Annotated in this window: 20 protein-coding genes; 5 read left to right on the top strand and 15 right to left on the bottom strand. The window is 73.3% G+C overall.

Going from position 1 to position 24778, the window contains the following annotated elements; genetic code table 11:
- The first annotated feature begins 104 nt into the window (after positions 1-104).
- Positions 105-812 carry a hypothetical protein gene (locus tag AC1UE5_RS03740; protein ID WP_482920735.1) on the top strand — a complete coding sequence of 236 codons (708 nt, stop codon included), beginning with the start codon at positions 105-107 and terminating at the stop codon, positions 810-812.
- Here the strand turns inward: AC1UE5_RS03740 and AC1UE5_RS03745 are convergent.
- The 4 genes from AC1UE5_RS03745 to AC1UE5_RS03760 all read right to left on the bottom strand — a co-directional run bounded on the left by AC1UE5_RS03745 (position 809) and on the right by AC1UE5_RS03760 (position 3843).
- Positions 809-1252 (bottom strand): type II toxin-antitoxin system VapC family toxin, encoded by a 444-nt coding sequence (locus AC1UE5_RS03745; protein ID WP_482920736.1) that lies wholly within the window; start codon positions 1250-1252, stop codon positions 809-811. The genes AC1UE5_RS03740 and AC1UE5_RS03745 overlap by 4 nt on opposite strands.
- Complete coding sequence (locus tag AC1UE5_RS03750) at positions 1243-1494, bottom strand: hypothetical protein (RefSeq protein ID WP_482920737.1); 252 nt, start codon at positions 1492-1494, stop codon at positions 1243-1245. Before AC1UE5_RS03750 ends, AC1UE5_RS03745 begins: the two co-directional genes overlap by 10 nt.
- Positions 1495-1555: 61 nt before the next feature.
- Entirely contained in the window at positions 1556-2764 is a 1209-nt protein-coding gene (locus tag AC1UE5_RS03755) for a type II secretion system F family protein (RefSeq protein ID WP_482920738.1), read from the bottom strand.
- Positions 2761-3843 (bottom strand): type IV pilus twitching motility protein PilT, encoded by a 1083-nt coding sequence (locus tag AC1UE5_RS03760; RefSeq protein WP_482920739.1) that lies wholly within the window; start codon positions 3841-3843, stop codon positions 2761-2763. The genes AC1UE5_RS03755 and AC1UE5_RS03760 overlap by 4 nt, the downstream gene beginning before the upstream one ends.
- Positions 3844-4000: 157 nt before the next feature.
- On the opposite strand from AC1UE5_RS03760, the gene ftsH reads away from it, so the two are divergent.
- The 3 genes from ftsH to AC1UE5_RS03775 are packed head-to-tail and all read left to right on the top strand — an operon-like array spanning position 4001 to position 9118.
- Complete coding sequence (gene ftsH, locus AC1UE5_RS03765; RefSeq protein ID WP_482920740.1) at positions 4001-6076, top strand: ATP-dependent zinc metalloprotease FtsH; 2076 nt, start codon at positions 4001-4003, stop codon at positions 6074-6076.
- 8 nt (positions 6077-6084) lie between these two features.
- Positions 6085-7575, top strand: coding sequence for a DUF6882 domain-containing protein (locus AC1UE5_RS03770; protein ID WP_482920741.1), 1491 nt, complete (start codon positions 6085-6087; stop codon positions 7573-7575).
- Positions 7576-7618: 43 nt separating this feature from the next.
- Complete coding sequence (locus AC1UE5_RS03775) at positions 7619-9118, top strand: hypothetical protein (protein ID WP_482920742.1); 1500 nt, start codon at positions 7619-7621, stop codon at positions 9116-9118.
- On the opposite strand, the gene AC1UE5_RS03780 is transcribed toward AC1UE5_RS03775, so the two are convergent.
- The 8 genes from AC1UE5_RS03780 to AC1UE5_RS03815 form a co-directional block, all read right to left on the bottom strand.
- Entirely contained in the window at positions 9115-10884 is a 1770-nt protein-coding gene (locus tag AC1UE5_RS03780) for a GspE/PulE family protein (protein WP_482920743.1), read from the bottom strand. The genes AC1UE5_RS03775 and AC1UE5_RS03780 overlap by 4 nt on opposite strands.
- Before the next feature lie 38 nt (positions 10885-10922).
- On the bottom strand, positions 10923-11702 hold the full coding sequence (gene aroE, locus AC1UE5_RS03785) for a shikimate dehydrogenase (RefSeq protein ID WP_482920744.1): 780 nt from the start codon (positions 11700-11702) through the stop codon (positions 10923-10925).
- On the bottom strand, positions 11702-13900 hold the full coding sequence (gene mltG, locus AC1UE5_RS03790) for an endolytic transglycosylase MltG (RefSeq protein ID WP_482920745.1): 2199 nt from the start codon (positions 13898-13900) through the stop codon (positions 11702-11704). Before mltG ends, aroE begins: the two co-directional genes overlap by 1 nt.
- 85 nt (positions 13901-13985) lie before the next feature.
- Positions 13986-14201 carry a hypothetical protein gene (locus AC1UE5_RS03795; RefSeq protein WP_482920746.1) on the bottom strand — a complete coding sequence of 72 codons (216 nt, stop codon included), beginning with the start codon at positions 14199-14201 and terminating at the stop codon, positions 13986-13988.
- Positions 14198-14611 carry a Holliday junction resolvase RuvX gene (gene ruvX, locus AC1UE5_RS03800; protein ID WP_482920747.1) on the bottom strand — a complete coding sequence of 138 codons (414 nt, stop codon included), beginning with the start codon at positions 14609-14611 and terminating at the stop codon, positions 14198-14200. The genes AC1UE5_RS03795 and ruvX overlap by 4 nt, the downstream gene beginning before the upstream one ends.
- Positions 14611-17262 (bottom strand): alanine--tRNA ligase, encoded by a 2652-nt coding sequence (gene alaS / locus AC1UE5_RS03805; protein ID WP_482920748.1) that lies wholly within the window; start codon positions 17260-17262, stop codon positions 14611-14613. The genes ruvX and alaS overlap by 1 nt, the downstream gene beginning before the upstream one ends.
- A gap of 78 nt (positions 17263-17340) precedes the next feature.
- Positions 17341-18759 carry a tRNA 2-thiouridine(34) synthase MnmA gene (mnmA, locus tag AC1UE5_RS03810; RefSeq protein ID WP_482920749.1) on the bottom strand — a complete coding sequence of 473 codons (1419 nt, stop codon included), beginning with the start codon at positions 18757-18759 and terminating at the stop codon, positions 17341-17343.
- 84 nt (positions 18760-18843) lie between these two features.
- Complete coding sequence (locus AC1UE5_RS03815) at positions 18844-20412, bottom strand: hypothetical protein (protein ID WP_482920750.1); 1569 nt, start codon at positions 20410-20412, stop codon at positions 18844-18846.
- A 146-nt stretch (positions 20413-20558) separates the two neighbouring features.
- Between AC1UE5_RS03815 and AC1UE5_RS03820 the strand changes: the two genes are divergently transcribed.
- Complete coding sequence (locus AC1UE5_RS03820; RefSeq protein ID WP_482920751.1) at positions 20559-21137, top strand: hypothetical protein; 579 nt, start codon at positions 20559-20561, stop codon at positions 21135-21137.
- A 3-nt stretch (positions 21138-21140) separates the two neighbouring features.
- Here the strand turns inward: AC1UE5_RS03820 and aspS are convergent, their stop codons facing one another.
- From aspS to AC1UE5_RS03835, 3 genes are read right to left on the bottom strand one after another with little or no spacing between them, the layout of a single operon-like run.
- Positions 21141-22907 carry an aspartate--tRNA ligase gene (aspS, locus tag AC1UE5_RS03825; protein WP_482920752.1) on the bottom strand — a complete coding sequence of 589 codons (1767 nt, stop codon included), beginning with the start codon at positions 22905-22907 and terminating at the stop codon, positions 21141-21143.
- Positions 22904-24154 carry a histidine--tRNA ligase gene (hisS, locus tag AC1UE5_RS03830; RefSeq protein ID WP_482920753.1) on the bottom strand — a complete coding sequence of 417 codons (1251 nt, stop codon included), beginning with the start codon at positions 24152-24154 and terminating at the stop codon, positions 22904-22906. Before hisS ends, aspS begins: the two co-directional genes overlap by 4 nt.
- Positions 24151-24777, bottom strand: coding sequence for an MBL fold metallo-hydrolase (locus AC1UE5_RS03835; RefSeq protein ID WP_482920754.1), 627 nt, complete (start codon positions 24775-24777; stop codon positions 24151-24153). Before AC1UE5_RS03835 ends, hisS begins: the two co-directional genes overlap by 4 nt.
- Position 24778 lies beyond the last annotated feature (1 nt).

Below are 24778 nucleotides of genomic sequence, written 5' to 3' on the forward strand. Positions count from 1 at the left end.
CCGTTCCAGCGCGCCCGGGAGCCAGGGTCCCCACCCGCACGGTTATTGTTCGAACCGCCGGGTATCGCCTGCGCGAGAGTCGTCGTCCGTTCGAGGAGGTCCGCATGCGCCGTGCCGTCGTCCTGCTCCTGTCCGCCGCGTTCGCGCTCGTGCTCGCGGCGGCGCCCGCGCCCGCCCACGCGCAGCAGCAGCGGTTCACCGGCATGACGTCGCAGGACGCGAAGCTGACGCTGACCGTCGGCGAGCGGACCGTGCGGTTCGCGTTCGCGTTCTCCACCACGTGCGGCGGCGAGCCGCTGCGAATCCCGATCGAGGGCACGGCGACGCTGACCGAGACCGGCGCGTTCCTCGACGAGGGCGAGTTCGCCAGCGGGAGCGCGACCTATCGCATCGAGGGGAACGCGCCCACGGAGGGCGAGCGGACCGGCACCGTCGAGCTGCGCAGCACCGAGTGCAAGTCCGTCGAGGCGACCTGGCGCGCGCAGCCAGAGAACGCCGCACCGGCGCCCGCACGCGCACGCTCCTGCCCCGACCCGCGCTCGACGGCCAGCCTCACGCTCGATCGCCTGCGGGCAGCGGCGATCTCCTGCACCGCCGCCCGCACCGCCGCGACCCGCTGGGCCCGCGCCTGCTACGTCGAGCAGTGGGTCCCCGGGGGCACACGCCCCTGCCGGTTCACCTCCGGCGGCCGCACCTACACCGCCCGCATGCGCATCACCGGCCCGCCCGGCTCCGGCGGCCTCTCGCGCATCACGCTCACCAGCGGCAAGGTCCGCGTCGCGTTCGACGCACGCGTGCGCGGCTCTCGCTAGCGAGCGCTCAGGAGCACGACCTCCGCCTCGACGCCCGGCACCTTCGTCCACTGCTCGTCGCCGCAGACGATCCGCTCGACGTCGGGGCGGACCTGCGCAGTGGCGAGGATCAGGGCGTCGGGCGTGCGCAGCCGCGGCCAGGGCGCGCGCTTCCGCGTCCGCCGGTACGCGTGCTGGAGGGCGGCCGCACGCTCGGCTGTCTCGATCTCGACGGCGAAGATCCGGACGGAGAAGTCCACGACGAACTCGCGCAGCACAGGCTCCGCCACGTGTCCGAGGTGCGCTCCGAGCAGCGTCTCCGTCCACGTCACGGCCAAGATCCCCAAGTGGTCGCCGCGGCGCAGCGAGTCCTCCACGGCCGTGATCGCCTTCGGGCGCAACGTGTCCCCCATGTCGAGGAACGCGATCACCGCGGAGGTGTCGAGGAGCGTCAGTCCCATTCGTCGCGGAGCCGCTCGACCTCCGCCCGCCAGGCACCACCGGTGTCCACGCACCCGGAGTACTTGGCGATCAGCTCGTCGAGCCGCGTGAGCTCCACCCGCCCCGGACCCACTGCCCGCACGACGAGGGTGTCGCCGGCCTTGAACCCGGCGGCCTCGAACACCGGCTTGGCGATCGTGACCTGGTGCTTGGAGGAGATCCGCGTCCGCGCGACCGGCTCCCGCTTTACGTCCACAGCCATGCGTAAAGCCTACGCGAGCAGCAGGACGTCGTCAGGGCGCTCGGCCGAGCGCCCCGAGGCGCTACTGGATCTGGTCGTAGACCTTGAAGAGCGGCATGTACATCGCGACGACGATGAAGCCGACGATCGCACCGACGAGGACGATCATCACCGGCTCGAGGATCGAGGTGAGGGCCTTGACCGCCGCGGCGACCTGGTCCTCGTAGAAGTCCGCGACCTTGTCGAGCATCGTGTCGAGCGCGCCCGTCTCCTCGCCGACGCCGATCATGTGCGTGACCATCGACGGGAAGACCGGGGAGTCCTTCAGCGGGCCGGCGAGCGTGCCGCCGCTGCGGACCGACTCGATGACCTCGGTCATCGCCTTCTCGACCTGCCAGTTGCCGGAGGTCTTGCCGGTCACCTCCAGCGCCTGCATCAGCGGGACGCCCGCGGACGTCAGCGCGGACAACGTGCGCGACCAGCGGGCCAGCGCGACCTTCTGCACGATGTCGCCGATCTTGAAGGGGATCTTGAGCCGCAGCGTGTCCCACTGCTGGCGGCCCTTCTCGCTCCCCTTCCAGCGGCGGAAGCCGTACACGGTGCCGACGGCGGCGGCGATGAAGACGTACCAGCGCGACGTCAGCAGGTCCGACAGCGAGACGGTGATCTTCGTGACGACCGGCAGCTCGCCGCCGAAGTCCTCGAAGATGCCCTCGAAGACCGGGACGATGAAGACGACCAGCGCGATCAGCACCGTGAACGCGAACGTCATGATCACGCCCGGGTAGACCATCGCGCCCTTGACCTGGCGGCGCAGCGAGTCGTCGGCCTCGAGCTGCTCGGCCGTGCGCAGCAGCGACGACTCCAGGACGCCGCCGGTCTCGCCGGCGCGGACCATGCTCACGTAGAGCTGGTTGAAGACCTTCGGATGGCGCTCGAGCGCGTCGCTGAACGGCAGGCCGGCCTCGACGTCCTTGCGGACCTTCACGAGCACCTCGCCGAGCGGCTTGCACTCGGTCTGCGCCTCCAGCACGTACAGCGCCTTGAGGATCGTCATGCCCGAGCTCACCATCGTCGCGAGCTGGCGGGTCATCACGGTGAGGTCGGCGGCCTTGATCCGGTCCGACCAGGGGAGCTTGATCTCCTTCGACCCGGACTTGTCGGCGATGTCCAGGACGACGAGGCCACGGGCCTTCAGCTGGTCGGCGACGACCTGCTTGGACTCCGCCTCGACCTCGCCGGTCGACTGGCGCCCCGCGAGGTCGATCGCCTTGAACGCGAAGGTGCTCATGCGGCCACGAGCCCGCCTGCGCCGAGGAGCCGGCGGAGCTCGTCCGGGTGCGAGGAGCGCTGCTCGGCCAGCTTCTGCGTGATCTTGCCCTGCCGCACGAGCGTCGCCAGCGCGGCGTCCATCGTCTGCATGCCGGCTGCGGCGCCGGTCTGCATCGAGCTGAGGATCTGGTGCGTCTTGCCCTCGCGGATCAGGTTCCGCACGGCGGGCGTGGGGATCATGACCTCGCACGCGGCGACGCGGCCCTGGCCGTCGGCGGTCGGCAGGAGCTGCTGGGTGATGACGCCCTGGAGCGCGACCGACAGCTGCACGCGGACCTGCTGCTGCTGGGAGGACGGGAAGACGTCGATGATGCGGTCGATCGTCTGCGGCGCGTCCTGGGTGTGGAGCGTCGCGAAGACGAGGTGGCCGGTCTCGGCGGCGGTCAGCGCGGTCTGGATCGTCTCCAGGTCGCGCATCTCGCCCACGAGGATGACGTCGGGGTCCTGACGCAGCGCGGCCTTCAGGCCGTGGGCGAACGACTGCGCGTCCGAGCCGATCTCGCGCTGGTTGACCAAGCACGACTTGTGCGGGTGCAGGAACTCGATCGGGTCCTCGACGGTGAGGATGTGGTCGTTGCGCGACCGGTTGATCGCGTCGATCATCGCCGCGAGCGACGTCGACTTGCCCGAGCCGGTCGGGCCCGTGACGAGGACGAAGCCGCGCGGCTTGTGGACGAGCTCGTGCACCGCTGCGGGCAGGCCTAGCTCGTCGATCGACTTGATCTCGTGCGGGATCAGGCGGAAGGCCGCGCCGAGCGCGCCGCGCTGGAAGTAGGCGTTGACACGGAAGCGGGCGATGCCCGGCACCGCGTACGCGAAGTCGATCTGCCAGTCGGTCTCCAGCCGCTGCCGCTGGTCGTTCGTGAGGATCGAGTACACGACCTCGCGGGTCTCCGTCGGCGAGAGCACCGGGTACTCCTCGATCGGCGTCAGGCGCCCGCGGACGCGGACCATCGGCTTGGAGCCGGCGGCGAGGTGCAGGTCCGAGGCGCGGCGCTCGAGGACCTCCAGCAGGAGATCGGCGAAATCGAAGTGCATGGCTCCCGGGTTGATCGGACGCGCGCGGGGGCCCTGGACCGGCCCGCGAGAAGCGCTGGACGGATGTTGGACGGGCGGGCCGCGGCGGCCGGGGGTGCACGGGTAAAGGCCCGCTAAGGCCCATCGCCGGTGGGCGTGGCACACTGGTCCGACCCACATGGCCGAGCCCAACACGCGCTCCACCCCCCGCACCCCCGGCCCGCCCAAGCGGCCGGAGGCCCCCGACCAGACGCCGTGGCGGGTCGAGGGCGGGCGTGAGCCCCAGCAGAAGACGTCCGGAGGCGGCGGCAACGGCGGCGGCCGCTTCGGCCGGTTCAAGTTCCCGCGGTGGTTGCTCTGGCTGACCCTCGGCCTGCTCCTCCTCAACATCCTCGTCGCTCGCCAGGTGCCCGACGACAACCGGATCGACGTGCCGTTCTCGTACTTCCAGGACCAGGTCCGCGCGGGCACGGTCAAGGAGGTCACCTCCCAGGGCGACATCGTCCAGGGCGAGTTCACGCGCGCGCTCAAGCCGCCGACGGCCGACGAGGACACCGAGGCCAAGAAGGAGTTCGAGACGACGCTCCCGGCGTTCGTCAACAGCGACAAGCTGTCGGACGAGCTGGACGCGAAGGACATCGAGGTCAACGCGAAGCCGATCGACTCCGGCCGCAGCGTCTTCCTCGACTTCCTCCTCTTCTTCGGCCCGACGATCCTGCTCGTCGGCCTGTTCATCTTCCTCATGCGGCGTGCGGCCGGCGGCGCCGGCGGCGCCCTGACGGGCCTCGGCCGGTCGAAGGCCAAGCGCTACGAGGCCGACGCGCAGCGCACGACGTTCCAGGACGTCGCGGGCATCGACGAGGCCGAGGAGGAGCTCGTCGAGATCGTCGACTTCCTCAAGAACCCGGACAAGTACCGGCGGCTCGGCGCGATGATCCCCAAGGGCGTGCTGCTGAGCGGCCCTCCCGGCACCGGCAAGACGCTGCTGGCGCGCGCGGTCGCGGGCGAGGCGGACGTGCCGTTCTTCTCCCTGTCGGCCTCCGAGTTCATCGAGATGGTCGTCGGCGTCGGCGCCTCGCGGGTGCGCGACCTGTTCGAGCAGGCCAAGAAGGCCGCGCCCGCGATCATCTTCATCGACGAGCTCGACGCGATCGGGCGGGCCCGCGGCGGCCCGGGCGGCGGCCTCGGCGGCCACGACGAGCGCGAGCAGACGCTCAACCAGATCCTCACCGAGATGGACGGCTTCACCGGCTCGGAGGGCGTCATCGTCCTCGCCGCGACGAACCGTCCCGAGATCCTCGACCAGGCGCTGCTGCGCCCGGGCCGCTTCGACCGGCGCGTGACGGTGAACCCGCCGGACCGCGACGGGCGCAAGAAGATCCTCGAGGTCCACTCGCGCGGCAAGCCGATCGACAAGGACGTGGACCTGGAGGCGATCGCCTCCTCCACCCCGGGCATGGTCGGCGCGGACCTGCGCAACCTCGTCAACGAGGCCGCGCTGTCGGCGGCGCGGCGCGGCGCGCAGTCGGCCAACCTGGCGGACTTCACGAACTCGCTGGAGCGCATCCTGCTCGGCGCCGAGCGCCGCATCACGCTCTCCCAGGAGGAGCGCGAGCGGACGGCGTACCACGAGTCCGGCCACGCGCTGCTCGGCATGCTCGAGCCCGGCGCCGACCCGGTCCGCAAGGTCTCGATCGTCCCCCGCGGGCGCGCGCTCGGCGTGACGTTCCAGTCGCCCGAGTCCGACCGCTACGGCTACGACGCCAAGTACCTGCGCGGGCGGATCGTCGGCGCGCTCGGCGGCCGCGCGGCGGAGGAGATCATCTACGGCAACGTCACCACCGGCGCGGAGTCCGACCTCGAGCAGGTCACGCGGATCGCGCGCCAGATGGTCGGCCGCTGGGGCATGAACGAGGAGATCGGCCTCGTCTCGGTGCTGCCCGGGCCGCAGGACGACCAGATGTTCTTCCCGGGGACGAACGGCGGGCCGTCGGAGGCGACGCGCGAGCTGATCGACCGCGAGGTGCGGCGGATCATCGACGACTGCTACGTCAAGGCGCTCGAGGAGCTGCGCGAGCACCGCGACCAGCTGGAGTCGCTGGCGCGCGAGCTGCTGGAGCGCGAGACGCTCGACGAGGAGGACGCCTACAAGGCGGCCGGGTTCGAGCGCAAGCCGCCGGCGCTGGAGTCGGGGGACGCGCCCGACCTGGACGGCGTGTCCTCCGCCGACGTCGCGCCCCCGAGCGACCTCTAGCACCGCCGTTGCCGCCCTCCGACGCGTTCCGCGAGCTGGTCGAGCAGCACGCGGTCGCCATGCTCGTCCGGCAGGCCCGTGCCGAGCGGGTCGCCGCGGCCGCGGGCGGCGAGCTGCGCTACCGCATCGACGTGCTCGGCCACGCCGCGCTCGACGGGCGGTGGCGCTGGGCGTGGGCGGAGGAGCGCTGGCGCGGGCACGAGACCCTGAGCGCGGCCCTGCTGTGGCAGCTCGGCACGCGGTACGGGATCGACGAGCTGACGGCCGAGGAGGTCGCGGACGTCCCGGCGGCGTGGCTGGCGATCGCCGGCGCGGGCGAGGCGAGCGCCGAGGGCTTCCGCCACGCGCCCGACGGGACGGTGCGGCTCATCCGGCACGTCGACATCGCGGACGCGCCGTTCGTCGCCGCCGACCTGCTCGCGGGGCTGGAGGCGCTGCGCGCGCTCGACGGTCTCGACGCCGAAGCGGCGCTGGAGGCGTTCGCCGAGGGCGGGCTGGACGAGTTCGCGGTGGAGCTGGGCCGGCGGGCGGCCGAGATCGCGGGCCCCGGCGGCGTCGCGGTGGTCGAGCTGGACCGGCGCGGGCGCGTCAAGCGGGTCGCGTTCGAGGCCGACGACGCGGTACCACCGCCGGACCTCGTGGCGCACGAGGGCGCCGAGGAGGCCGAGCGGCTCGTCGACGTCGGTGTCCTGCAGGTGCCGGCGGACGGGCGCCTGGCGGTGCTGGACCCGTTCGTCGCCGTCCGGGGTTTCAGCGCCGGGACGCTGCCGGGCGACGCGTTCGCGGGGCAGCGCCGCGTCGCGGTGACGCTCCACGACGACCCGGCCGGCGGCGAGCGCATCGAGCTGGCCTACGTGCTGCTCGACCCGGACGCCGAGCCGGTGACCTGGCAGCCGGTCGGCGACGTGCTCGTCGACAGCGGGGTGATCGCGTTCGCGACGGGGCCGATGGCCGCGCGGCTGGAGGCGGGCGACGAGGCGGTGCTCGGCCCGCTCGACGCCGCGCTGGCCGCCAGCACCCGCCAGACGTGGGAGCACGCGGCGGTCGAGGGCGGCGTCGTGGCGTTCTCGTCAGGGCTCGGCGACGGCGAGGCGCGGGTGCTCTTCGGCTACGACCGCGAGGACCGGCTCGTCCGTGTCGGGATCGACTGCCTGAGCGGCTGGGAGCTCGACGAGCTCGACGACCTGGAGCCGTCCGACGAGGCGTCCCCGGGCGACACGCCCGGCCCGGGCCTGCAGCGCGCGCTGCTCCTCGCGGGCGCCCTGGGCGGCGGCCCGGACGAGGACAACGTGGTCCTCCTCCCTCCCGTGGCCAACCGCGCCCTCGCGCGCCTCGATCGTCGCCTGCTCGCCGCCACCGCCGCGTCGGGCACCGACGTCACCGGTCAGGTCACGCCCGAGTACGACGACCCGTCCTACGTCCCGTCGCGCATCCGCGTCGTCGCGGCCGACGGGCCGGACCCGTTCGACGTGACGATCGCCGTCGCCCCGCCCGCCTGACCCGCGCGTGAGAGGCGCCTCCGCCGGGAAGGAGGCCCTGCGCATGCGCCGCCTCGTCCTCTCCACCCTGCTGCCCCTCGCCGTCGCGCCCGCGCCTGCGCACGCCTTCACTGCCCGCGTCCCCGACCCGGCCGGGGGACCGGACTGGGCGGCGCGCGCATGGGTCCGGCCGCCCAAACCGCGCGATGGCAACGACGCCGCCCGATGCATTCAGATCGGGCAGGTCGACGCCGGCCACCTGGTGCGGCGGTTCGCCGACGGGTCCGCCCGCCCCCTCGGCCCGCGCGACCGCGTGATCTGCGGCCGGCTGCGCGGCTCGTTCGCCTGGACGCCGCTGCTCGTCGAGCGGTACGCCGACAGCGCCGCCGCCCCCACGCGGCTGACGCGGACGGTGGTCGCCGGCGTGATGCCCCAGGGGATGGTGAGCGTGCGGATCGCCATCCGCGGCCAGGCGCCGCGGCCCGTGCCCGTGCAGGGCAGCCCGCGGACGTACCTGGCGGTGCTGTCCGGCGCGGTCCGCCGGCGCGACGTCGTGCTGCGCTTCCGCAACGCGCGCGGCCGCGACCGGCTCGTCGACTTCTCGACCGGCCGGGTCGCGAACGACGGACCGTTCCGCCCGGTCGTCCCGGGCTCGATCCGCGCCCCGCTGACGCTGCCGGATCAGACCGGCAGCGGTCCGCCGGTCGCACTCACCGCCTACCGGATCGACGGCGAGCTGTGCGTCGAGCCCGGGCGGCGCGTGGCCGGAGAGACCGGGAGCTGGTCGCCGGCGTGGGGCACGTTCACCGACGGCCCGACGCTGATCGGCACGCCCGCACCCGACGACGGCGACTGGCAGCCGTTCGCCCCGCCGCCGGACGGGACGAACGGGTGCACGAACCGGTACGACGACTCGCGCCGGCACCCGCGGGCGCTGGTGATGCGCGAGCTCGGCCCGCGGCTGAACGTCCTCGCCGGCGTGCTGCGACCGGACGAGGCGGGCGTCACACTCACCGGTCCCGACGGCGCTGCCCTGCGCGTCGCGGTCCGCGGCCGGCTCTTCCTCGCCGCCGTGCCGGTGGCGCGCACCGCCAACGAGCGGGCGACGCTGACGATCGCCCGCGATCGGGGACGGCCGCTGGTCGTCCCGGTCGCGACCGGCGACCAGGACCACTCCGACGACGTCGAGGTGGCGGTGCCGCGCGAGGGCGGACGCGTCGTGCGCGTGGCGTGGCTGGGCGGCCCGCCGCCGTTCGTCGGAGTCGACGCGGCAGCGACGCCACAGGGCCTGCGCATCACCGTGGTCGAGCGCTACCCACCGGCCTTCGCGCCGGACGGGACGACGTACGGCATCGCGGCGGTCGGCGTCCCCAAGTGCGCCGACGTCGTGCTCCCCGACCCGCTGGTGGGGATGCCCCTGTGGCGCGGCGGAGGGCGAGTCGCGCCGGATGACTCGGCCTCGTCGCTCGCGCGCTCGAGCTGCGTCCGCGTGGCGCCGGGCGAGCGGCTGACGCTGCCGCCGGACGGCGAGGACCCGGCGGTCCGCCGCGGGCCGCCGCGCTAGGACGTGCCGGTGACGCGCGCGACCTCGGCGATCGAGGTGCGGCCCTGGCGGACCTTCTCGAGGCCGTCCTCGCGCAGGCGGCGCATGCCCTGGGCGACCGCGACGGCGCCGATCTGGTCGGCGGAGGCGCGCTCGATGGCCAGGCGGCGGATCTCGTCCGTCACCGTCATGACCTCGTAGAGGCCGAGGCGGCCCTTGTAGCCGGAGCCGCCGCAGCGCGGGCAGCCGACCGGCTCGTGGACGTGCACCTCGTGCTCGTCGTGGATCTGGAAGCCGCTCTCGCGCAGCGCCTCGGCGCTCACGGTCGTCGGGCGCTTGCAGTGCTCGCAGAGCGTCCGCGCGAGGCGCTGGGCGACGACGCAGTCGATGGCCGACGACACGAGGAAGGGCTCGGTGCCCATCTCGATCAGGCGGGTGATCGCGCCCGGCGCGTCGTTCGTGTGGAGCGTGGAGAGGACGAGGTGGCCGGTCAGCGCGGACTCGATCGCGATCTGCGCGGTCTCGCGGTCCCGGATCTCGCCGACCATGATCACGTCCGGATCGGCGCGCATCATCGCGCGCAGGCCGCCGGCGAACGTCAGGCCCGCCTTGGAGTTCACCTGCACCTGGGTGATGCCGCCGACCTGGTACTCGACCGGGTCCTCGATCGTGATGATGTTCTTCTCGGGCGTGTTGATGACGCCCAGCGCGGCGTAGAGCGTGGTCGACTTGCCGGAGCCGGTCGGGCCGGTGACGAGCACCGCGCCGTAGGCCTGGGAGAACGCGCGGCTGAAGCGCTTGTGGTCGTCCGGCCCCATCCCGAGCTTGTCGAGCTCCATGATCACGGAGCCCTTGTCCAGGATGCGCATGACGGCGGACTCGCCGTGCACGGACGGGAGCGTCACGACGCGCAGGTCGATCTTGTGCCCGTCGATCGTGAGGCCGACGCGGCCGTCCTGCGGCACGCGGCGCTCGGCGATGTCGAGGTCGGCCATGATCTTCACGCGGGAGATCACGCCGTTGACCATCCGCTTGGGGATCGTCGCCGACTCCAGGAGCACGCCGTCGACGCGGAAGCGGACGCGCAGGTCCTTGCCGTCGGGCTCGAGGTGGATGTCGGACGCGCCCTGCTCGACGGCCTGGGCGATGACCTGGTTGACGAGCTTGATGACCGGCTGGTCGTCGGCCGACTCGCGCAGGTCCATCGTGTCCGCAGGGCCCGCGGTGTCGCTGCCGAGCGGGTCGTCATCGCCGAGCGAGACCGCGTCGACGACGTCGTCGAGGCGGGTGAAGCGGGAGACCAGGCCGGTGATGTCCTCGCGGCTCGCCACGGCGGCGCGCACCTCGAGGCCGGTCATGATCGCGATGTCGTCGATCGCCAGGACGTTCGCCGGGTCGGCCATCGCGACGAGCAGCGTGCGCTCGTCCACGTAGGCGACGGGCACGGCCTCATAGCGCTTGGCGGCGGTCGTGCCGAGCAGGTTCGCGGCGGCCATGTCGACCGGGAAGCGCGTCAGGTCGACGTGGTCGAGGCCGTGGCGCTCGGCGATCGCGCGGGCGAGCTGGTCCTGCGTGATGCGGCCCTGGTCGAGCAGCAGCTTCTCCGGGCCGATCCCCTGCGCCCGGCCCTGCTCCATGGCGAGGTCGGCGCTCATGCGGTCGACGTAGCCGAGCTCGACGAGCACGTCGACGACGTGGCGGCCCGACCCGCCGCGGCGCGTCGGCGGCGTGACGCCGTCCCACTGGGCGGCGTCCGGGGAGGAGATGTCGGCGGGGGAGTACTGCATGCGACTGCCCGTGCTGATCGGCAGCTCGCGCCGGATCCTTAGCTGGACGACCGCGCAGCTCGTCGCATGGCGTCCACGGGAGGTTCGCGGCCGGACCACGCGCGGAGGCTGAGCGCGCCCTGCTGGACGAGGATCTCCAGCCCGTCCACGACCTGCGCGCCCGCGGCCCGCGCGTCGCGCTCGAGCCGCGTTCCACCCTCCCGATACACCAGATCCACGACGATCGGGGCCTGCGGGGCGCCGGCGAGCGGGCTCGCGTCGGGGTCGTGCAGGCCGACGCTCGTGCAGTTGACGAGCAGGTCGCAGGGCACGATCTCACCTGCCACCTCCGCCCCCAGATCGGCCGCGAGCTCTTCCGCCCGGGCGCGCGTCCGGTTGTGCACGCGGACGTGCAGGCCGGCCTCGCGGAGCGCCCACACCGCGGCGCGTGCGCTTCCCCCCGCCCCCAGCACCAGCGCGGTCTGGCCGGGGCGCGGCGGCTCCGGGAGTGCGGCGATCAGGCCAGGCGCGTCGGTGTTGTCGGCGTGGATCGTGCCGTCGGAGCGGAACGTGAGCGTGTTCGCGGCGCCGATCGCGCGCGCGGCTTCCGTCTCGTCGTCGGCCAGCGCGAGCGCCGCCTCCTTGTGCGGGATCGTGACGTTCGCGCCGCTGAAGCCCGCGCCGGGCAGCGCACGGACCGTCTCGGCGAACGCCTCGGGCGGGACCGGCAGCCGCTGGTAGCGCCAGCCGTCGAGGCCGAGCGCGGCGTAGGCGGCCTGGTGCATCGCCGGCGACCGGCTGTGCGCGACCGGCCAGCCGAGCACGCCGTAGCGCGCCACTAGCAGTCGACCGGCGACTTGCCGCCCAGCTCGTCGCGCTTCTTGTTGTACGCGGCGACGTCGCGCTCGAACTCCTCCGAGGTCGAGGAGAAGCTGTGCGCGCCCTTGCCGCACGGCTTGACCACGTAGAAGAGCGCGTCCGAGTCGCTGGGGTTCGCGGCGGCCTTGATCGACGCCAGGCCCGGCGAGCCGATCGGCGTCGGCGGCAGCCCGGTGCGGCGGCGCGTGTTGTACGGCGAGTCGATGTCGAGTTCGGACTGCTTGAGCGGCTTGCTCCAGTTGCGCGTCGCGTAGCGGATCGTCGCGTCGATGCCGAGCGGCATGTTCTGCCGGAGCCGGTTGTGGATGACGGCCGAGATGGTCCGCCGCTCCTTGGCCAGCGTCGCCTCGCGGTCGATCATCGACGCGATGATGAGCACGTCGTACGTGTCGAGGTTGCGCGCGCGGGCCCGCTTCATCGACACCTTCTCGATCTCCGTGCGGAACTGCCGGAGCTGCTGGGCGACGAGCTGGCGGCTGGTGGAGTTGGGCTCGAGCTCGTAGGTCGCCGGGAAGAGGAAGCCCTCCAGGGACTTCGTGCTCTTCGGCGCGCCGTACTTGCGCACGTTGAAGTCCTTGGACCTCTCGCTGGCCTGCAGGTACGAGCCGCGCAGCCCGGCCTGGTCGACGATCGGGACGACCTCGCGCCGCGCGCGCCCCTCGGGGATCGCGACCCGGATCGTCTCCGGCTCCTTCGCGCCCGCCTTCAGGACGGTGATCGCGTCGTCGTACGGCATGTCCTGCTTGAGCTCGTACTCGCCCGCCTGGAGGCTCGCGCCGTCGAGGCGCGCGCGGAGCGTGAAGAACGACGCGGACTCGACCACGCCCTCCTTCTCCAGCAGCTCGCCGACGTCGCCGACGCTCGAGTTCTCGGGGACCGTGACCGTGACGCTGCCCGTGCCGGCGCCCTTGAACGGCTGGAAGATCGCGTTGACGAAGTACAGGAGGATCGCGACGATCACGAGCAGCAGCACCGCGGCGATGGCCCCGCGGCGCGGGCGGCCGACGGCGCGGCGGCGACGCTCGCCGGGCCCGGGCGGGATCGGCGGGAGCGTGCGCGCGCGGTTGCCCTTGCGGGCCGGGGTCGGGCGGACGTGCTCGTCACCGAAGCGGCCGCCACCGGACGCGGCGGCGCGGGCGGAGGGACGGCCGGCGGCGCCCGCGGCGGCTCCGGCTCCGGCTGCTGCGCCCGCGGCACCCGCCGACGGGCCTGCGGACGCGTCGCCGCGCGGCGTCGCGCGGCCGACGGACTCGACGGGGTCGGGCGCTTCGAGCTCGCGGCCGCGGGCGACGGCGGGCTCGCCGGCCTCCTCGTGGTCGTGCGCGGCGCCGTTGCGGCCGTTCGGCACGGGCGGCTGCTGCGCCTCGGGCGCGGGCTCGCGCGCGAGGTGCTTCGTGACGTCCCACTCGACGGTCGGCTGGTCGGCGTCGCCCGGGCCGGTCGGCGGCTGCGGGCGCTCCTTCGGCCGGTTGGCGAGGACGTCCCACTCGACGGTCTCCTGGCCCGGCTCGTCGGCGAGCCGCTCGCTCGGCGGGTCCTCGTCGAACCAGCTCTGCGACGCGGGCGGCGCGGGCGCGGGCGGCTCGGCGGACGCGGGCGGCTCCTCCTCGCGCGGCTCCTCCGCAGGCGGCGGCGGGACGTCGCCGCGGTCGACGGCGCCCAGCTCCTCCCCCAGCGTCGGCCGCGGCTCGCGGCTCGCGGGCGGCTGCGTGGGCGGGATCACGTCCCACGCATCGGTGCGGTCCCACGCCGGGCGCTCGTGCGGATCGTGCGGCGCGGCCGGCTCAGGAGCGAACGGGTCGTGCTGGTCATGCGCCGGCGCCGGAGCGTCGTGCCCGGCGTCGAGCGGCGCGGGCTGGTCCCACTCGGCGGCGTACGGATCCCAGTCGAGGTCCGCCGCGGGCGGCGCGGGCTCGTGCGCGACCTCGGGCTCCGGCGCGACAGGCTCCTCGGCGACCGGCTCGTACGGCGCCTCCGCGGGCGGCGGCGTCTCCCACTCCGGCAGCGCCGGCGCGGCGTCGACCGCGTCGAGGTCGTCGTCGAACGTGGGGATCGGACGGCCCTCGCGCTCCGCGCGCGCGATCTCACGCTCGCGCCGTGCGCGCTCGCGATCCGCGGCCGTGCGGGGTCCGGTGTCTCGTCGTCCGAAGAGGCTCATGCAGAAGCGATGCTCGCGCGCGGCGGCGGCAGGAGCCGGGGCGCGAAGCCTCCCAGAGGCTAACGGGCTGCCCGGCGGCGCCCGGTCAGGCGGGCCCGACCGGTGGGACGTCGCGCAGCGGGCCGGTGCGCGGATCGTCCGGCGTGACCGGCCGCTCGGCCGCCTCGACCGCCGTCTTCAGCTCCGGCTTGGGCTCGTCCGCGACGAGGTTGCCGTCGGCGTCGCGCCTGAACGTCACGCGCGGCGGTGCGCCGCCCGGCTGAACCTGCTGCTCCCGCGTGGTGCGCTGGTGGAGGCTCATGGCTCCAGGGTAGGGGACGCAGGCTGTCCCGCGAGCCAGCCTTCCAGCAGGTGCGCGGCCGCGCGCGAGTCCTCGTCGCCCGCGCCCCCGAACCGCTCCGCCATCCGCGTGGTGAACCGCTCGTCGTGGAGCACCACCCGCACGCGCTTGCCGACCCGCTCCTGCAGCCTGGCGGCGAACTCGCGGGTCTCGCGCGTCTGGTCGGTGTCGTGGCCGGACAGCCCGAGCGGGAGCCCGACGACGACCGTCCTGACGCCGTGCTCGCGCACCAGCCCGAGAACGGCGTTGAAGCCGCGGCGCGTGCCCGGCCGCTCGACCACCGGCAGCGGCGACGCGAGCGTCCCGGTGGGGTCGCTGAGCGCGACCCCACACCGGGCGCTGCCGTAGTCGAGGGCGAGGACGCGCGCCACTACGCCCCGAGCGCGGCCTCGACGGCCTTGCGCGCGGTGGCGAGCGCGTCGCCGAGCTTCTCCGGGTCCTTGCCGCCGGCCTGCGCCATCGTCGGGCGCCCGCCACCGCCGCCGCCGACGACCTGCGCCGCCTGCTTGACGATGTCGCCCGCCTTCACGCCGCGGCCGACCAGCTCCTGGCTGACGGTGACGATCAGCCCGACGCGACCGTCGTTGACCGTGCCGAGCACCACGACGCCCTCGCCGATCTTGCCCTTGAGCTTGTCCGCCAGGTCCGGCAGCGCCTTCGGGTCGGTCGGCGGCAGCTCCGCCGTGAGGACCTTGATGCCGTCGACCTGCACCGCGTCGTCGACGAGCTTGTCGACGTCGAACGCGGTGCTGGCGTCCGCGGCCGCCGCCTTCTTGGCCGCCTTCGCCTTGGCCTGCAGGTCCGCGACCGCCGCCGGGACCTCCTCCGGGCGCTTGCGCACGAGCGTCGCGGCCTCCGACAGGAGCCGGTCGTGCTCGCGCAGCAGCGCGACGGCGCCGGGGCCGGTGAGCGCCTCGATGCGCCGGACGTTCGCCGCCGACGAGGTCTCGGACGTGATCTTGAAGACGCCGATCTCCGCCGTCGTGCGCACGTGCGTGCCGCCGCACAGCTCGCGCGAGTACGAGCCGTCGCCGATCTGCACCATCCGCACGACGTCGCCGTACTTCTCGCCGAACAGCGCCATCGCGCCGAGCGCGCGCGCCTCCTCGAGCGGCATCGTCAGCGCGCGGACGGGCTGGGCGCGGAGGATCTCCGCGTTGACCTTCTCCTCGACCCACGCGAGGTCCTCGGCGGACATGCCCTCGCCGTGCGTGAAGTCGAACCGCAGCTTGTCCGGGCCGACGTACGAGCCTGCCTGGCGGACGTGCGTGCCGAGCCGCTCGCGCAGCGCCGCGTGGAGCAGGTGCGTCGCGGTGTGGTTGGCCTGCGTCGCGTGACGGGCGTCGGACGACACCCGCGCGACGATCCGCTCCCCCTGCTTCAGCACGCCCTGCTCGACCTCGAGGACGACCGCCTGGTCGGAGCCGAGCCGCACGACGTCGGTCACCCGCGCGCGGCAGTCGCCGCCCTCGCACTCGATCTCGCCGCTGTCGGCGATCTGGCCGCCGCCGGTCGCGTAGAACGGCGACTCGGCGAGCTTGGCGATGTAGGTGCCCTCGCCCAGCTCCTCGACGGCGCCGACCGTCGTGTGCTGCTCGAGCGTCTCGTAGCCGGTGAACTCGGTCTCGGCCGGGACGGACTTGGCCACCGCCAGCGCGCGATCGCGCAGGTTCGGCCCGCCGTTGCCGGGGCCCGCCTCCGCGAAGCCGCCGCGCGACTTCTTGCGCTGCTCGGACATCAGCAGCTCGAAGCCCTCCTGCGAGACGCCGACGCCCTGCTCCGCGGCGATCTCCATCGTCATCTCGATGGGGAAGCCGAACGTGTCGTGCAGCTGGAACGCCGCCTCGTCGGGGATGCCCTCGTCGCCGCTCTCCTTCGCACGCGCGATGAGCTCGTCGAGCAGCTTGGTGCCGCGCTCGAGCGTGCGGCCGAACAGCTCCTCCTCCGCCTTCAGCCAGCGCTGGATCGCGTCCCACTCGCGGCCGAGCTCGCCGTACGCGTCGCCCATCGTCTCGCGGACGACCTCGGAGTACGTCGCGAGGAAGCCGGGCTCCATGCCGAGCCGGCGGCCGTGCTGGATCGCGCGGCGCATGACACGGCGCAGGACGTAGCCGCGGTCCTCGTTGGAGGGCACGACGCCGTCGGCGATGAGGAACGACGAGCCGCGTGTGTGGTCCGCGAGGATGCGCAGGGAGCGGTCGACCTCGGCGTCGCCGGCGCCGTACTGCTTGCCCGAGAGCTGCTCGCCGAGCTGGATCAGCGGCACGAACTGGTCGGTGTCGAACACCGACTCGACGCCCTGCAGGAGCGCGGCCATGCGGTTGAGGCCCATGCCGGTGTCGATGTTCTGCGCCGGCAGCGGCGTCAGGACGTTCTCCGGGTCCTGCTTGAACTGCATGAAGACGAGGTTCCAGTACTCCAGGAACCGCTCGTTCTCGCCGCCCGGCAGGTCGTCCGGCTTGCCGAACTCCAGCCCGCGGTCGAAGTACAGCTCGCTGCACGGCCCGCACGGCCCGATCGGGCCGGCCTGCCAGAAGTTCTCGCTGCGCGGGCAGCCGACGATGCGCTCGCGCGGCACGCCGACCTTCAGCCACGCCTCGATCGCCTCCTCGTCCGGCCCGAGCCCCAGCTCGTCGTCGCCCTCGAAGACCGTGATCCAGATCTTCTCGGGGTCGAACCCGAACCCGTTCAGCGACAGGTCCCACGCGAACTCGACCGCGCCGTCCTTGAAGTAGTCGCCGATCGAGAAGTTGCCGAGCATCTCGAAGAACGTGAGGTGCCGGGTCGTGCTCCCGACCTCCTCGATGTCCGGCGTGCGGAAGCACTTCTGGACCGAGGTCAGCCGGTGGTGCGGCGGCTTCTCCTGGCCGAGGAAGTACGGCTTGAGCGGGTGCATGCCCGCCGTCGTCAGCAGGACGGACGGGTCGTAGTCGGCGGGGACGAGCGACCCCGAGGGGATGCGCTTGTGATCGCGCTCCACCATGAAGTTCAGGAACAGCTCGCGGATCTGGTCCGAGGTCACCCCTAGATGATGGCGCACGCGGCCCGGAAGTCCTGCCGCGGCGGTTCGAACTGGCGGCTCGGACCTTCGTGGAGCGAGCTAGGCGCGCGCGATCGTGGCCGAGCCCACGATCGCGTCGTCGGCGCGCAGGAAGACCGCGGTCTGACCCGGCGCGGCGCCTTCGAACGGCTCGAGCAGCTGCAGCTCCCCGTCCCGCAGGCGGCAGGGCACGGGCGTCGACTTGTAGCGGAGCTTCACGCGCGCGACGTCGTCCTCGTGCGCGTGGAGCCGCACGCCGCGCACGGGCACGCGCGACGTCGCCAGCGCCTCGCGCGGCCCGACCGTCACCGTGTTCGCGCGCGCGTCGGTCGCGACGACGAAGAGCGGCGTCCCGTCGCCGGCGTTGACGCCGAGGCCGCGGCGCTGGCCGACGGTGAACTCGTGCGCACCGCGGTGCTGGCCCAGCACGCGCCCGCCGAGGTCGACCACGTCCCCCGGCCGCTCGCGCAGCCCGCCGTGGCGGGCGAGGAACGCGCTCCGCCCCGTCCCCGCGAGGAAGCAGAGGTCCTGCGAATCGGGCTTGGACGCGACCGCCAGCCCGGCCTCCGCGGCGATCTCGCGCACCTCGGGCTTCGTCAACGACCCCAGCGGGAACCGCATCCGCGCCAGCGACTCGCGCTTGAGCGCGGCGAGCATGTACGTCTGGTCCTTGCGCACGTCGACCGCCGGCCGCAGCAGGCCGTCCTCCCCCACGCGCGCGTAGTGGCCGGTCGCCAGCTCGCGGGCGCCGAGCCGCGTCGCCAGGTCGAGCATCGCGTCGAGCCGCACGTGGCCGTTGCAGCGGATGCACGGGTTGGGCGTCAGGCCGCCGGCGTGGTCGGCGACGTACGGATCCACGACGCCCGCGCGGAACGCGTCGCGCAGGTCGAGCGTCAGGTGCGGGAGCCCGGCGTCGTGCGCGACCATCCGCGCCATCCGCACCGCACCGGCGCTGCAGCACGAGCGCTCCCCGTCGTTCTCCGGGTCCCGCCACAGCTCCAGCGTCACGCACGCGACGTCGCGGCCCTCGCGCGCGAGCAGCAGCGCGGCGACGCTCGAGTCCACCCCGCCGCTCGTCGCGACGAGCACCCGTCCGGGCACGAGCTCGGCAGCGGCGTCCCGCGCCGCGGCCTCCCCCAGCGCCCGCGCCAGCGCGTCGGACGCCAGCTCGGCCGCGTGGAGCTTGCCCGGCGACAGCCCGCCGAGCTCCTCGGAGATCGCGCGCACGCCCACGCGCGCGGCGTCGAGCACCGTCTCGCCGAGCACGAGCGTCACGGCCGCGGAGCCCGCGGCGATCACCGCGCCGCAGCCGCTCGCCTCGAAGCCCGCATCGACGACGCGGTCCTCGGACACCCGCACCGAGATGCGGACGAGGTCCCCGCACGCGGCGCCGCCAGCGCTGCCGTCACGCGCGCCCGGGACGTCCCGGCCACGGCCCTGCGGGGAGAGCAGGTGCTCCTCGAAGCGCTCGTCCGCCATCGGCTCCGAGAGTACGCCGCCCTCCGCCGCCCCGGCCGGAAAGGGGCCGGGGCGACGGAGCGACGGCGTGGTTCCTAGAGGGACCTAGGAGAGATCGACGTACCGCGGCAGCGTGAACGTCGGGTAGGTCTTCGGGTTGTCCGTGTTCTTCCGCACGAACGTCGCGAAGCGGTAGACGGCCGCGAGCTGCGACGGCGGCGCGTCGACGGTCACGCTGAACTGGCCCTTGGAGTTGGGCTTGACGCGCGCGACGACCTTGGTCTTCGAGCAGGAGACCCGCTGGCGGACCTCGATCGTCCTGGTCGGGTTGGCGAGCGGCTTGACCACGGTGCCGGAGATCCGGACCTTGCCGGAGCCGACGCGGACCGACTCCACGACCATCCGGCGCTGGAGCTTGAGGTCCAGCGACTCCTCGGTCTTGTTGTTGTCGGCCGCCAGCCGCGCCTGGTAGCGCGCGCGGTTCGTGCCGCGGACGCTGCGCTTCGGGAGCGCCGCGGTCGTCTTGAACGTGCCGTTCTGGAGCACCTTCGCCCGGGCCACGCGCTTGTTCGTGTCCTTGAAGAAGATGTCCACGGTCCGCCCGACGTACCGCTTGTCGGCCGCGCCGTACAGCTGCACGCGGCCGTTGCGCTGGAACACGTCGATCAGCGTGAGCCGGCGCGTCGTGCACTGCAGCGCCGCGGCGCTGACCGACTGCGGCGGCGTGCCGGCGCAGTCGATGCCCTCGGCGCCGACGCTCGCCTCACCGATCTGGGCGTCCAGGATCGGCTGCCCGCCGAGCGCGATCTTCACGTCGAGCGCGGTCTGGGTCAGGCCCGTCGCCGTCCGCACCTGCTTGCCCGGGGTGATCCGGACGTCGGCGAGGAGCTTCGGGATCGGGATCCGCACCGCCTGCAGCAGCGGCTTGAGCTGCGCCTGCAGCGCGACGAACAGCTCCGGCGCGATGCCCTGCGGCACGAGCTTGGTGATGTCGAGGTCGGCGAGGCTGACCGACCCGCCGCCGACGATGCTGACGGTCTGCTTGACGAGCTCGTCGACCGGCAGCTCGGTGCCGAGCAGGCTGACTCCGAGGACCCGCGAGGTGCCCGTGAAGTCCATCTTGCCCGCGTCGCACCGCGCGACCGCGCTCGCCGTGCCGCCCTTGATCCGCAGCAGCTCGCCCTTGGGCTGCAGCAGCGGACGGAGCGCCTGCGAGACGTCGATCGTCAGCGCGCCGTTCGGTGCCTGCGGGAGCAGGACGGCGAGCGGGCCAAGCGGGATCTCGATCTTCGGGATCGAGGCGGCCAGCTGGTCGAGCTGGGCCTGGATCGGCAGGTCGGGCAGCGGCAGGAGCCGCAGGTCCGCCAGGCCGCCCTCGGCCGTCGCGACGTTGGTCTGCGGCGTCGTCCCGCTGAACGCCGTGCGCGCGAAGACGGCCGACACGCCGAGCGGCTCGGGGATGATCGAGTCGCCGCCGGCGCTGGCCGCCTTGCAGCTCGTCTCGCCGACGTTCGCGCTCACCGGCGCGGGCAGCTGCTGCCCGAGCACGGAGCCCTTGACGGCGGTCGCCGAGCACGTGAAGCCCGCCGCGTGCGCGCCTGGCGCCGCTGCGGCGAGGCCGCCGATCGTCGCTCCCGCGACGACCAGTGAGGTAGTGAGTCTCCGGTTCTGCACCCTGTCCCTTCCCCGTTCCCTTCCCCTGAAGTCCCTTTGGAGATGAAGCGAGCGCAACGTTGGCAGACCGCCGACGAGGATGCGCCGGTTCTCAAGATCCGGTGCGTGCAGCCGAAAGAAGGGGCGTGGACCAGGTCAGCCTTCCCATGCGAATCGCGCTCGGCGCGGTGCTCGTCTTCGCCGCGCTCTGGTTCGTCGCGCTGAAGCCGAAGCCGGTCGAGGAGGTCGCCGCCGCGCCGACCCCGGCCGCCGAGTCCGCGACGCCTGCTGCCGAGTCCTCCACCCCTGCCCAGTCGTCGGCCGCGACGGAGACCCCGGCGCCCGCCGCGAAGCCCGCGGAGACGGCGAAGGCGGAGCCCAAGGCCGAGAAGCAGGCCGAGACCGCCAAGCCCGAGACCAAGGCCAAGACCGGCGCCGACAAGGTCCTCGCCGACCTCGACGCCGGTCGCACCGTCGTCCTCCTCGTGTGGGACGGCAAGTCCGCTGACGACCGCTCGGTCCGCCGCGCCGTCAGCCGCGTCGACCGCCACGACGGCAAGGTCCGCACCCACGTCGTCTCGCTCGCCAAGCTCTCCAGCTACGAGGCGATCACCAAGGGCGTGCCGATCACCGAGTCCCCCACGGTCCTCGTGATCGACAGCCAGCGTCAGGCGCGCGTCATCAGCGGCCTCACGGTCAAGGGCGAGATCGACGACGCCGTCGACCGCGCCCTCGCCGTCAAGTAGCCGTCAGCCGACCCGGATCCCCAGCTCGCGGAGCTGCTTGGGGTCGACCGCGGACGGTGCGCCCGTCATCGGGTCCGCCCCGGACGCCGTCTTGGGGAACGCCATGACGTCGCGGATCGAGTCGGTGCCGGCCATCATCGCGACGATGCGGTCGAGGCCGAACGCCAGCCCGCCGTGCGGCGGCGCGCCGTACTTCAGGGCGTCGAGGAGGAAGCCGAAGCGCTCCTGCGCTTCCTCTGCGCTCATCCCGATGATCTCCAGCACCTTCGTCTGGACCTCGGCGGTGTTGATGCGGATCGAGCCGCCGCCGATCTCGGTGCCGTCGAGCACGATGTCGTAGGCGCGCGACATCAGCGCGCCGGGGTCCCCGTCGAGGTCGCCGGACGGCGCGGTGAACGGGTGGTGCAGCGCGTCCCAGCGCTGCTCGTCCGCGTTCCACTCGACCATCGGGAAGTCGACGACCCAGTGGATGTCGTGGACGCCCTCGGGCCGGAGGCCGAACCGGTCGGCAAGCTCGAGCCGCAGCCCGCCGAGCGCGCCCTGCGCGACCTTCCGGTCGTCGGCGGCGAACAGCAGCAGGTCGCCCGTCTTGCCCTCGAGCGTCGCGGTCGCCGCGCCGATCTGCTCCTCGGAGAAGAACTTGGCGATCGGCGAGCGCCAGGTGCCCAGCTCCTCGACGAACGCCCACGCGACCGCCTTGCCGCCGTAGCGCTTGGCGAGGTCGTTGAGCCCGTCGAGGTCCTTGCGGGACATCTCGCGCGGCCCGACGTTGATCGCGAGCACGGCCCCGGTCTCGGACTCCAGCACCCCGCTGAACGCCTTGAACTCCGTCCCGCGGAACGCGTCGCTCACGTCGCGCAGCTCCAGCCCGAACCGCCGGTCCGGCCGGTCGGTCCCGTACGTCGCGACCGCGTCGGCGTACGAGATGCGCTCGTACGGCGGCGCCGGCAGCTCCATGTCGGGCGCGAGCTTGAGCACCTCGCTGATGACCGCCTCCATCGCCTCGATAACCTCCTCCTCGGTCACGAAGGCCATCTCGACGTCGAGCTGGGTGAACTCGGGCTGGCGGTCGGCGCGCAGGTCCTCGTCCCGGAAGCAGCGGGCGATCTGGTAGTAGCGCTCGAAGCCCGAGAACATCAGCAGCTGCTTGAAGAGCTGGGGCGACTGCGGGAGCGCGTACCACGTGCCCGCCTCACGCCGGTTCGGGACGAGGAAGTCGCGCGCGCCCTCGGGCGTGGACTTGCCGAGGATCGGCGTCTCGATCTCCAGGAAGTCGCGCGATTCCAGGACGCGTCGCATGGTGGAGACGACCTTCGCGCGCAGGGCGATGTTGCGCTGCATCGGCTCCCGGCGCAGGTCCAGCGCGCGGTGCGTCAGGCGCAGCAGCTCGTCGGTGTCGGAGTCCTCGTCGAGCGGGAACGGCGGCGTCTCCGCCTCGGCCAGCCGCGTGAGCGACTCGACGGCCAGCTCGATCTCGCCCGTCGCGAGCTTCGGGTTGACCGTGCCGGCCTCGCGCGCGACGACCTTGCCGGACGCGCTGATGACGTGCTCGCTGCGCAGCGACTCGGCCACCGCGAAGTCGGCCGACTCGGGATGGAGCACGAGCTGCACGAGCCCGCTCCGGTCCCGCAGGTCGATGAAGATGAGCCCGCCGTGGTCGCGGCGGCGGTGGACCCAGCCGGCCACGCGGACGGTGCGATCCACGTCGCTCGCGCGCAGCTCCCCGGCCCAGGTGTCGCGGTACTCGTTCGGTGCGGGCGGCGTGTTCATCCGCGTCCTCCTTCGCGCAGGGCACGGGCCACGACCGCGTCGTGCGCCACGTCCAGCTCATCTTGCGTCTGCATGTCGCGCAACGTCGCGCCTTCGGGGGTGACGACCGCGAGCCAGCGGGCGCGCAGTCGGTCGGCCTGCTTGCGCTGGCCCTTGAGCGAGCGGCCCGCCAGCTCCAGCTGCGCCGTCATGCCCGCGTGCCGCGCGCCGTTCGCGATGCCGAACGCCGCGGCCTTCGCCTCGGGCTCGTAGGCCACGAACAGGTCCACGATCGGGTCGGGGTGGCGCTGGTCGTCGCCGGACGCGAGGAGGATGCGCTCCACCCCCGCCGCCCAGCCGATGCCGGGGGTCGCGGGCCCGCCGAGCATCTCGATGAGCCCGTCGTAGCGTCCGCCGCCGCCGACGCCGGACTGCGCGCCGAGGGCATCGGACGTGAACTCGAACACCGTGCGCGTGTAGTAGTCCATCCCGCGCACGAGCGTCGTGTCGATCTCGTAGTCCACCTCGGCGAGGTCGAGCAGCTCCCGCACGGTGGCGAAGTGCTCGGCGTCCTCGGGCGACAGCTCGTCGAGGAGCCGCGGCGCGTCGCGCATGACCTCCTGCGTCCCGGGGTGCGAGGAGTCGAACGCGCGCAGCGGGTTGAGGTCGATCCGCGCGCGGACGTCGTCGGACAGCTGCGCCTCGTGCGCGCGCAGGTGGGCGGTGAGGTGCTCGCGGTAGCGCGCGCGGGTCTCGGGCGTCCCGAGCGAGCCGAGCCGCAGCCGCGTTCCTTCCACCCCCAGCTCGTCGAGCAGATCGCGCAGCAGCACGATCGCCTCGGCGTCCACGGCGGGGTCGTCCGAGCCGATCGCCTCCGCTCCCACCTGCCAGAACTGGCGGTAGCGGCCGGCCTGCGGCTTCTCGGCGCGGAAGAACGACGACAGGTACCAGAGCTTCACCGGCTGCGGCGCCTTGTGCATCCCGTGTTCCATGTAGGCCCGTGCGACCGGCGCGGTGCCCTCGGGCCGGAGCGTCAGCGAGCGTCCGCCGCCGTCGTCGAACGAGTACATCTCCTTCTGGACGATGTCGGTCGACGCGCCGACGCCGCGGGCGAACAGCTCGGTCGCCTCGAACGTCGGGGTCTCGATGCGGCGGTAGCCCGCGCCTTCGAGGATCTTCCGCGCGGCGGCCTCGAGCCGGTCGCGCGCAGCCTGCTGATCCGGGAGCACGTCGTACGTGCCCTTCGGGACGGTGATCTTGTTGCTCAAACCAGCTCGGCCAGGAAGGGGTTGGTGGCCCGCTCCTGCCCCAGGGTCGTGACGCCCATGTGGCCGGGGAAGACCGTCGTCTCGTCCGGGTACCGCTCCAGCAGCGTCTGGATCGAGCGCGCGAGCGTCGGCCAGTCGCCGCCCGGCAGGTCGGTGCGGCCGACCGAGCCCTGGAACAGCACGTCGCCCACCAGCAGCCCGCCGGACGCCGCGTAGGTGACGTGGCCGGGGCTGTGGCCGGGCGTGAAGACGACCTCGAGCTCCAGGCCGGCGAGGTGGAGCGTCTCGCCGCCCTCGACGGTCGCGTCCGCGTCGTAGCTCTCGTACGGGCCGAAGCCGGGGAACGTGTACGAGTTGATGTCCGCGAGGACCTGCGTCTCGAGCTTCGGGCACGTGACCGGCGCGCCGGTCGTGCGCGCGATCTCCGCGACGGCGCCGACGTGGTCGAAGTGCGTGTGCGTGAGGAGGATCGCCTCGACGCGGGCGCCCATCTCCTCGACGGTGGCGAGGATCCGCGCGGCCTCGTCGCCCGGGTCCACGACGATCACGCTCTCGGAGCCCTCGGCGCGCGCGACGTAGCAGTTCTCCTGCAGCATCCCGACGGTGAGCCCGCGGACCTCCATG

It is taken from the genome of Parviterribacter multiflagellatus, from assembly GCF_056863265.1.

Coding starts and splice junctions, on each gene's coding strand:
- AC1UE5_RS03740 (WP_482920735.1), top strand. CDS start 105: ATGCGCCGTGCCGTCGTCCTGCTCCTGTCCGCCGCGTTCGCGCTCGTG.
- AC1UE5_RS03745 (WP_482920736.1), bottom strand. CDS start 1,252: ATGGGACTGACGCTCCTCGACACCTCCGCGGTGATCGCGTTCCTCGAC.
- AC1UE5_RS03750 (WP_482920737.1), bottom strand. CDS start 1,494: ATGGCTGTGGACGTAAAGCGGGAGCCGGTCGCGCGGACGCGGATCTCC.
- AC1UE5_RS03755 (WP_482920738.1), bottom strand. CDS start 2,764: ATGAGCACCTTCGCGTTCAAGGCGATCGACCTCGCGGGGCGCCAGTCG.
- AC1UE5_RS03760 (WP_482920739.1), bottom strand. CDS start 3,843: ATGCACTTCGATTTCGCCGATCTCCTGCTGGAGGTCCTCGAGCGCCGC.
- ftsH (WP_482920740.1), top strand. CDS start 4,001: ATGGCCGAGCCCAACACGCGCTCCACCCCCCGCACCCCCGGCCCGCCC.
- AC1UE5_RS03775 (WP_482920742.1), top strand. CDS start 7,619: ATGCGCCGCCTCGTCCTCTCCACCCTGCTGCCCCTCGCCGTCGCGCCC.
- AC1UE5_RS03780 (WP_482920743.1), bottom strand. CDS start 10,884: ATGCAGTACTCCCCCGCCGACATCTCCTCCCCGGACGCCGCCCAGTGG.
- mltG (WP_482920745.1), bottom strand. CDS start 13,900: ATGAGCCTCTTCGGACGACGAGACACCGGACCCCGCACGGCCGCGGAT.
- AC1UE5_RS03795 (WP_482920746.1), bottom strand. CDS start 14,201: ATGAGCCTCCACCAGCGCACCACGCGGGAGCAGCAGGTTCAGCCGGGC.
- mnmA (WP_482920749.1), bottom strand. CDS start 18,759: ATGGCGGACGAGCGCTTCGAGGAGCACCTGCTCTCCCCGCAGGGCCGT.
- AC1UE5_RS03820 (WP_482920751.1), top strand. CDS start 20,559: ATGCGAATCGCGCTCGGCGCGGTGCTCGTCTTCGCCGCGCTCTGGTTC.
- aspS (WP_482920752.1), bottom strand. CDS start 22,907: ATGAACACGCCGCCCGCACCGAACGAGTACCGCGACACCTGGGCCGGG.
- AC1UE5_RS03835 (WP_482920754.1), bottom strand. CDS start 24,777: ATGGAGGTCCGCGGGCTCACCGTCGGGATGCTGCAGGAGAACTGCTAC.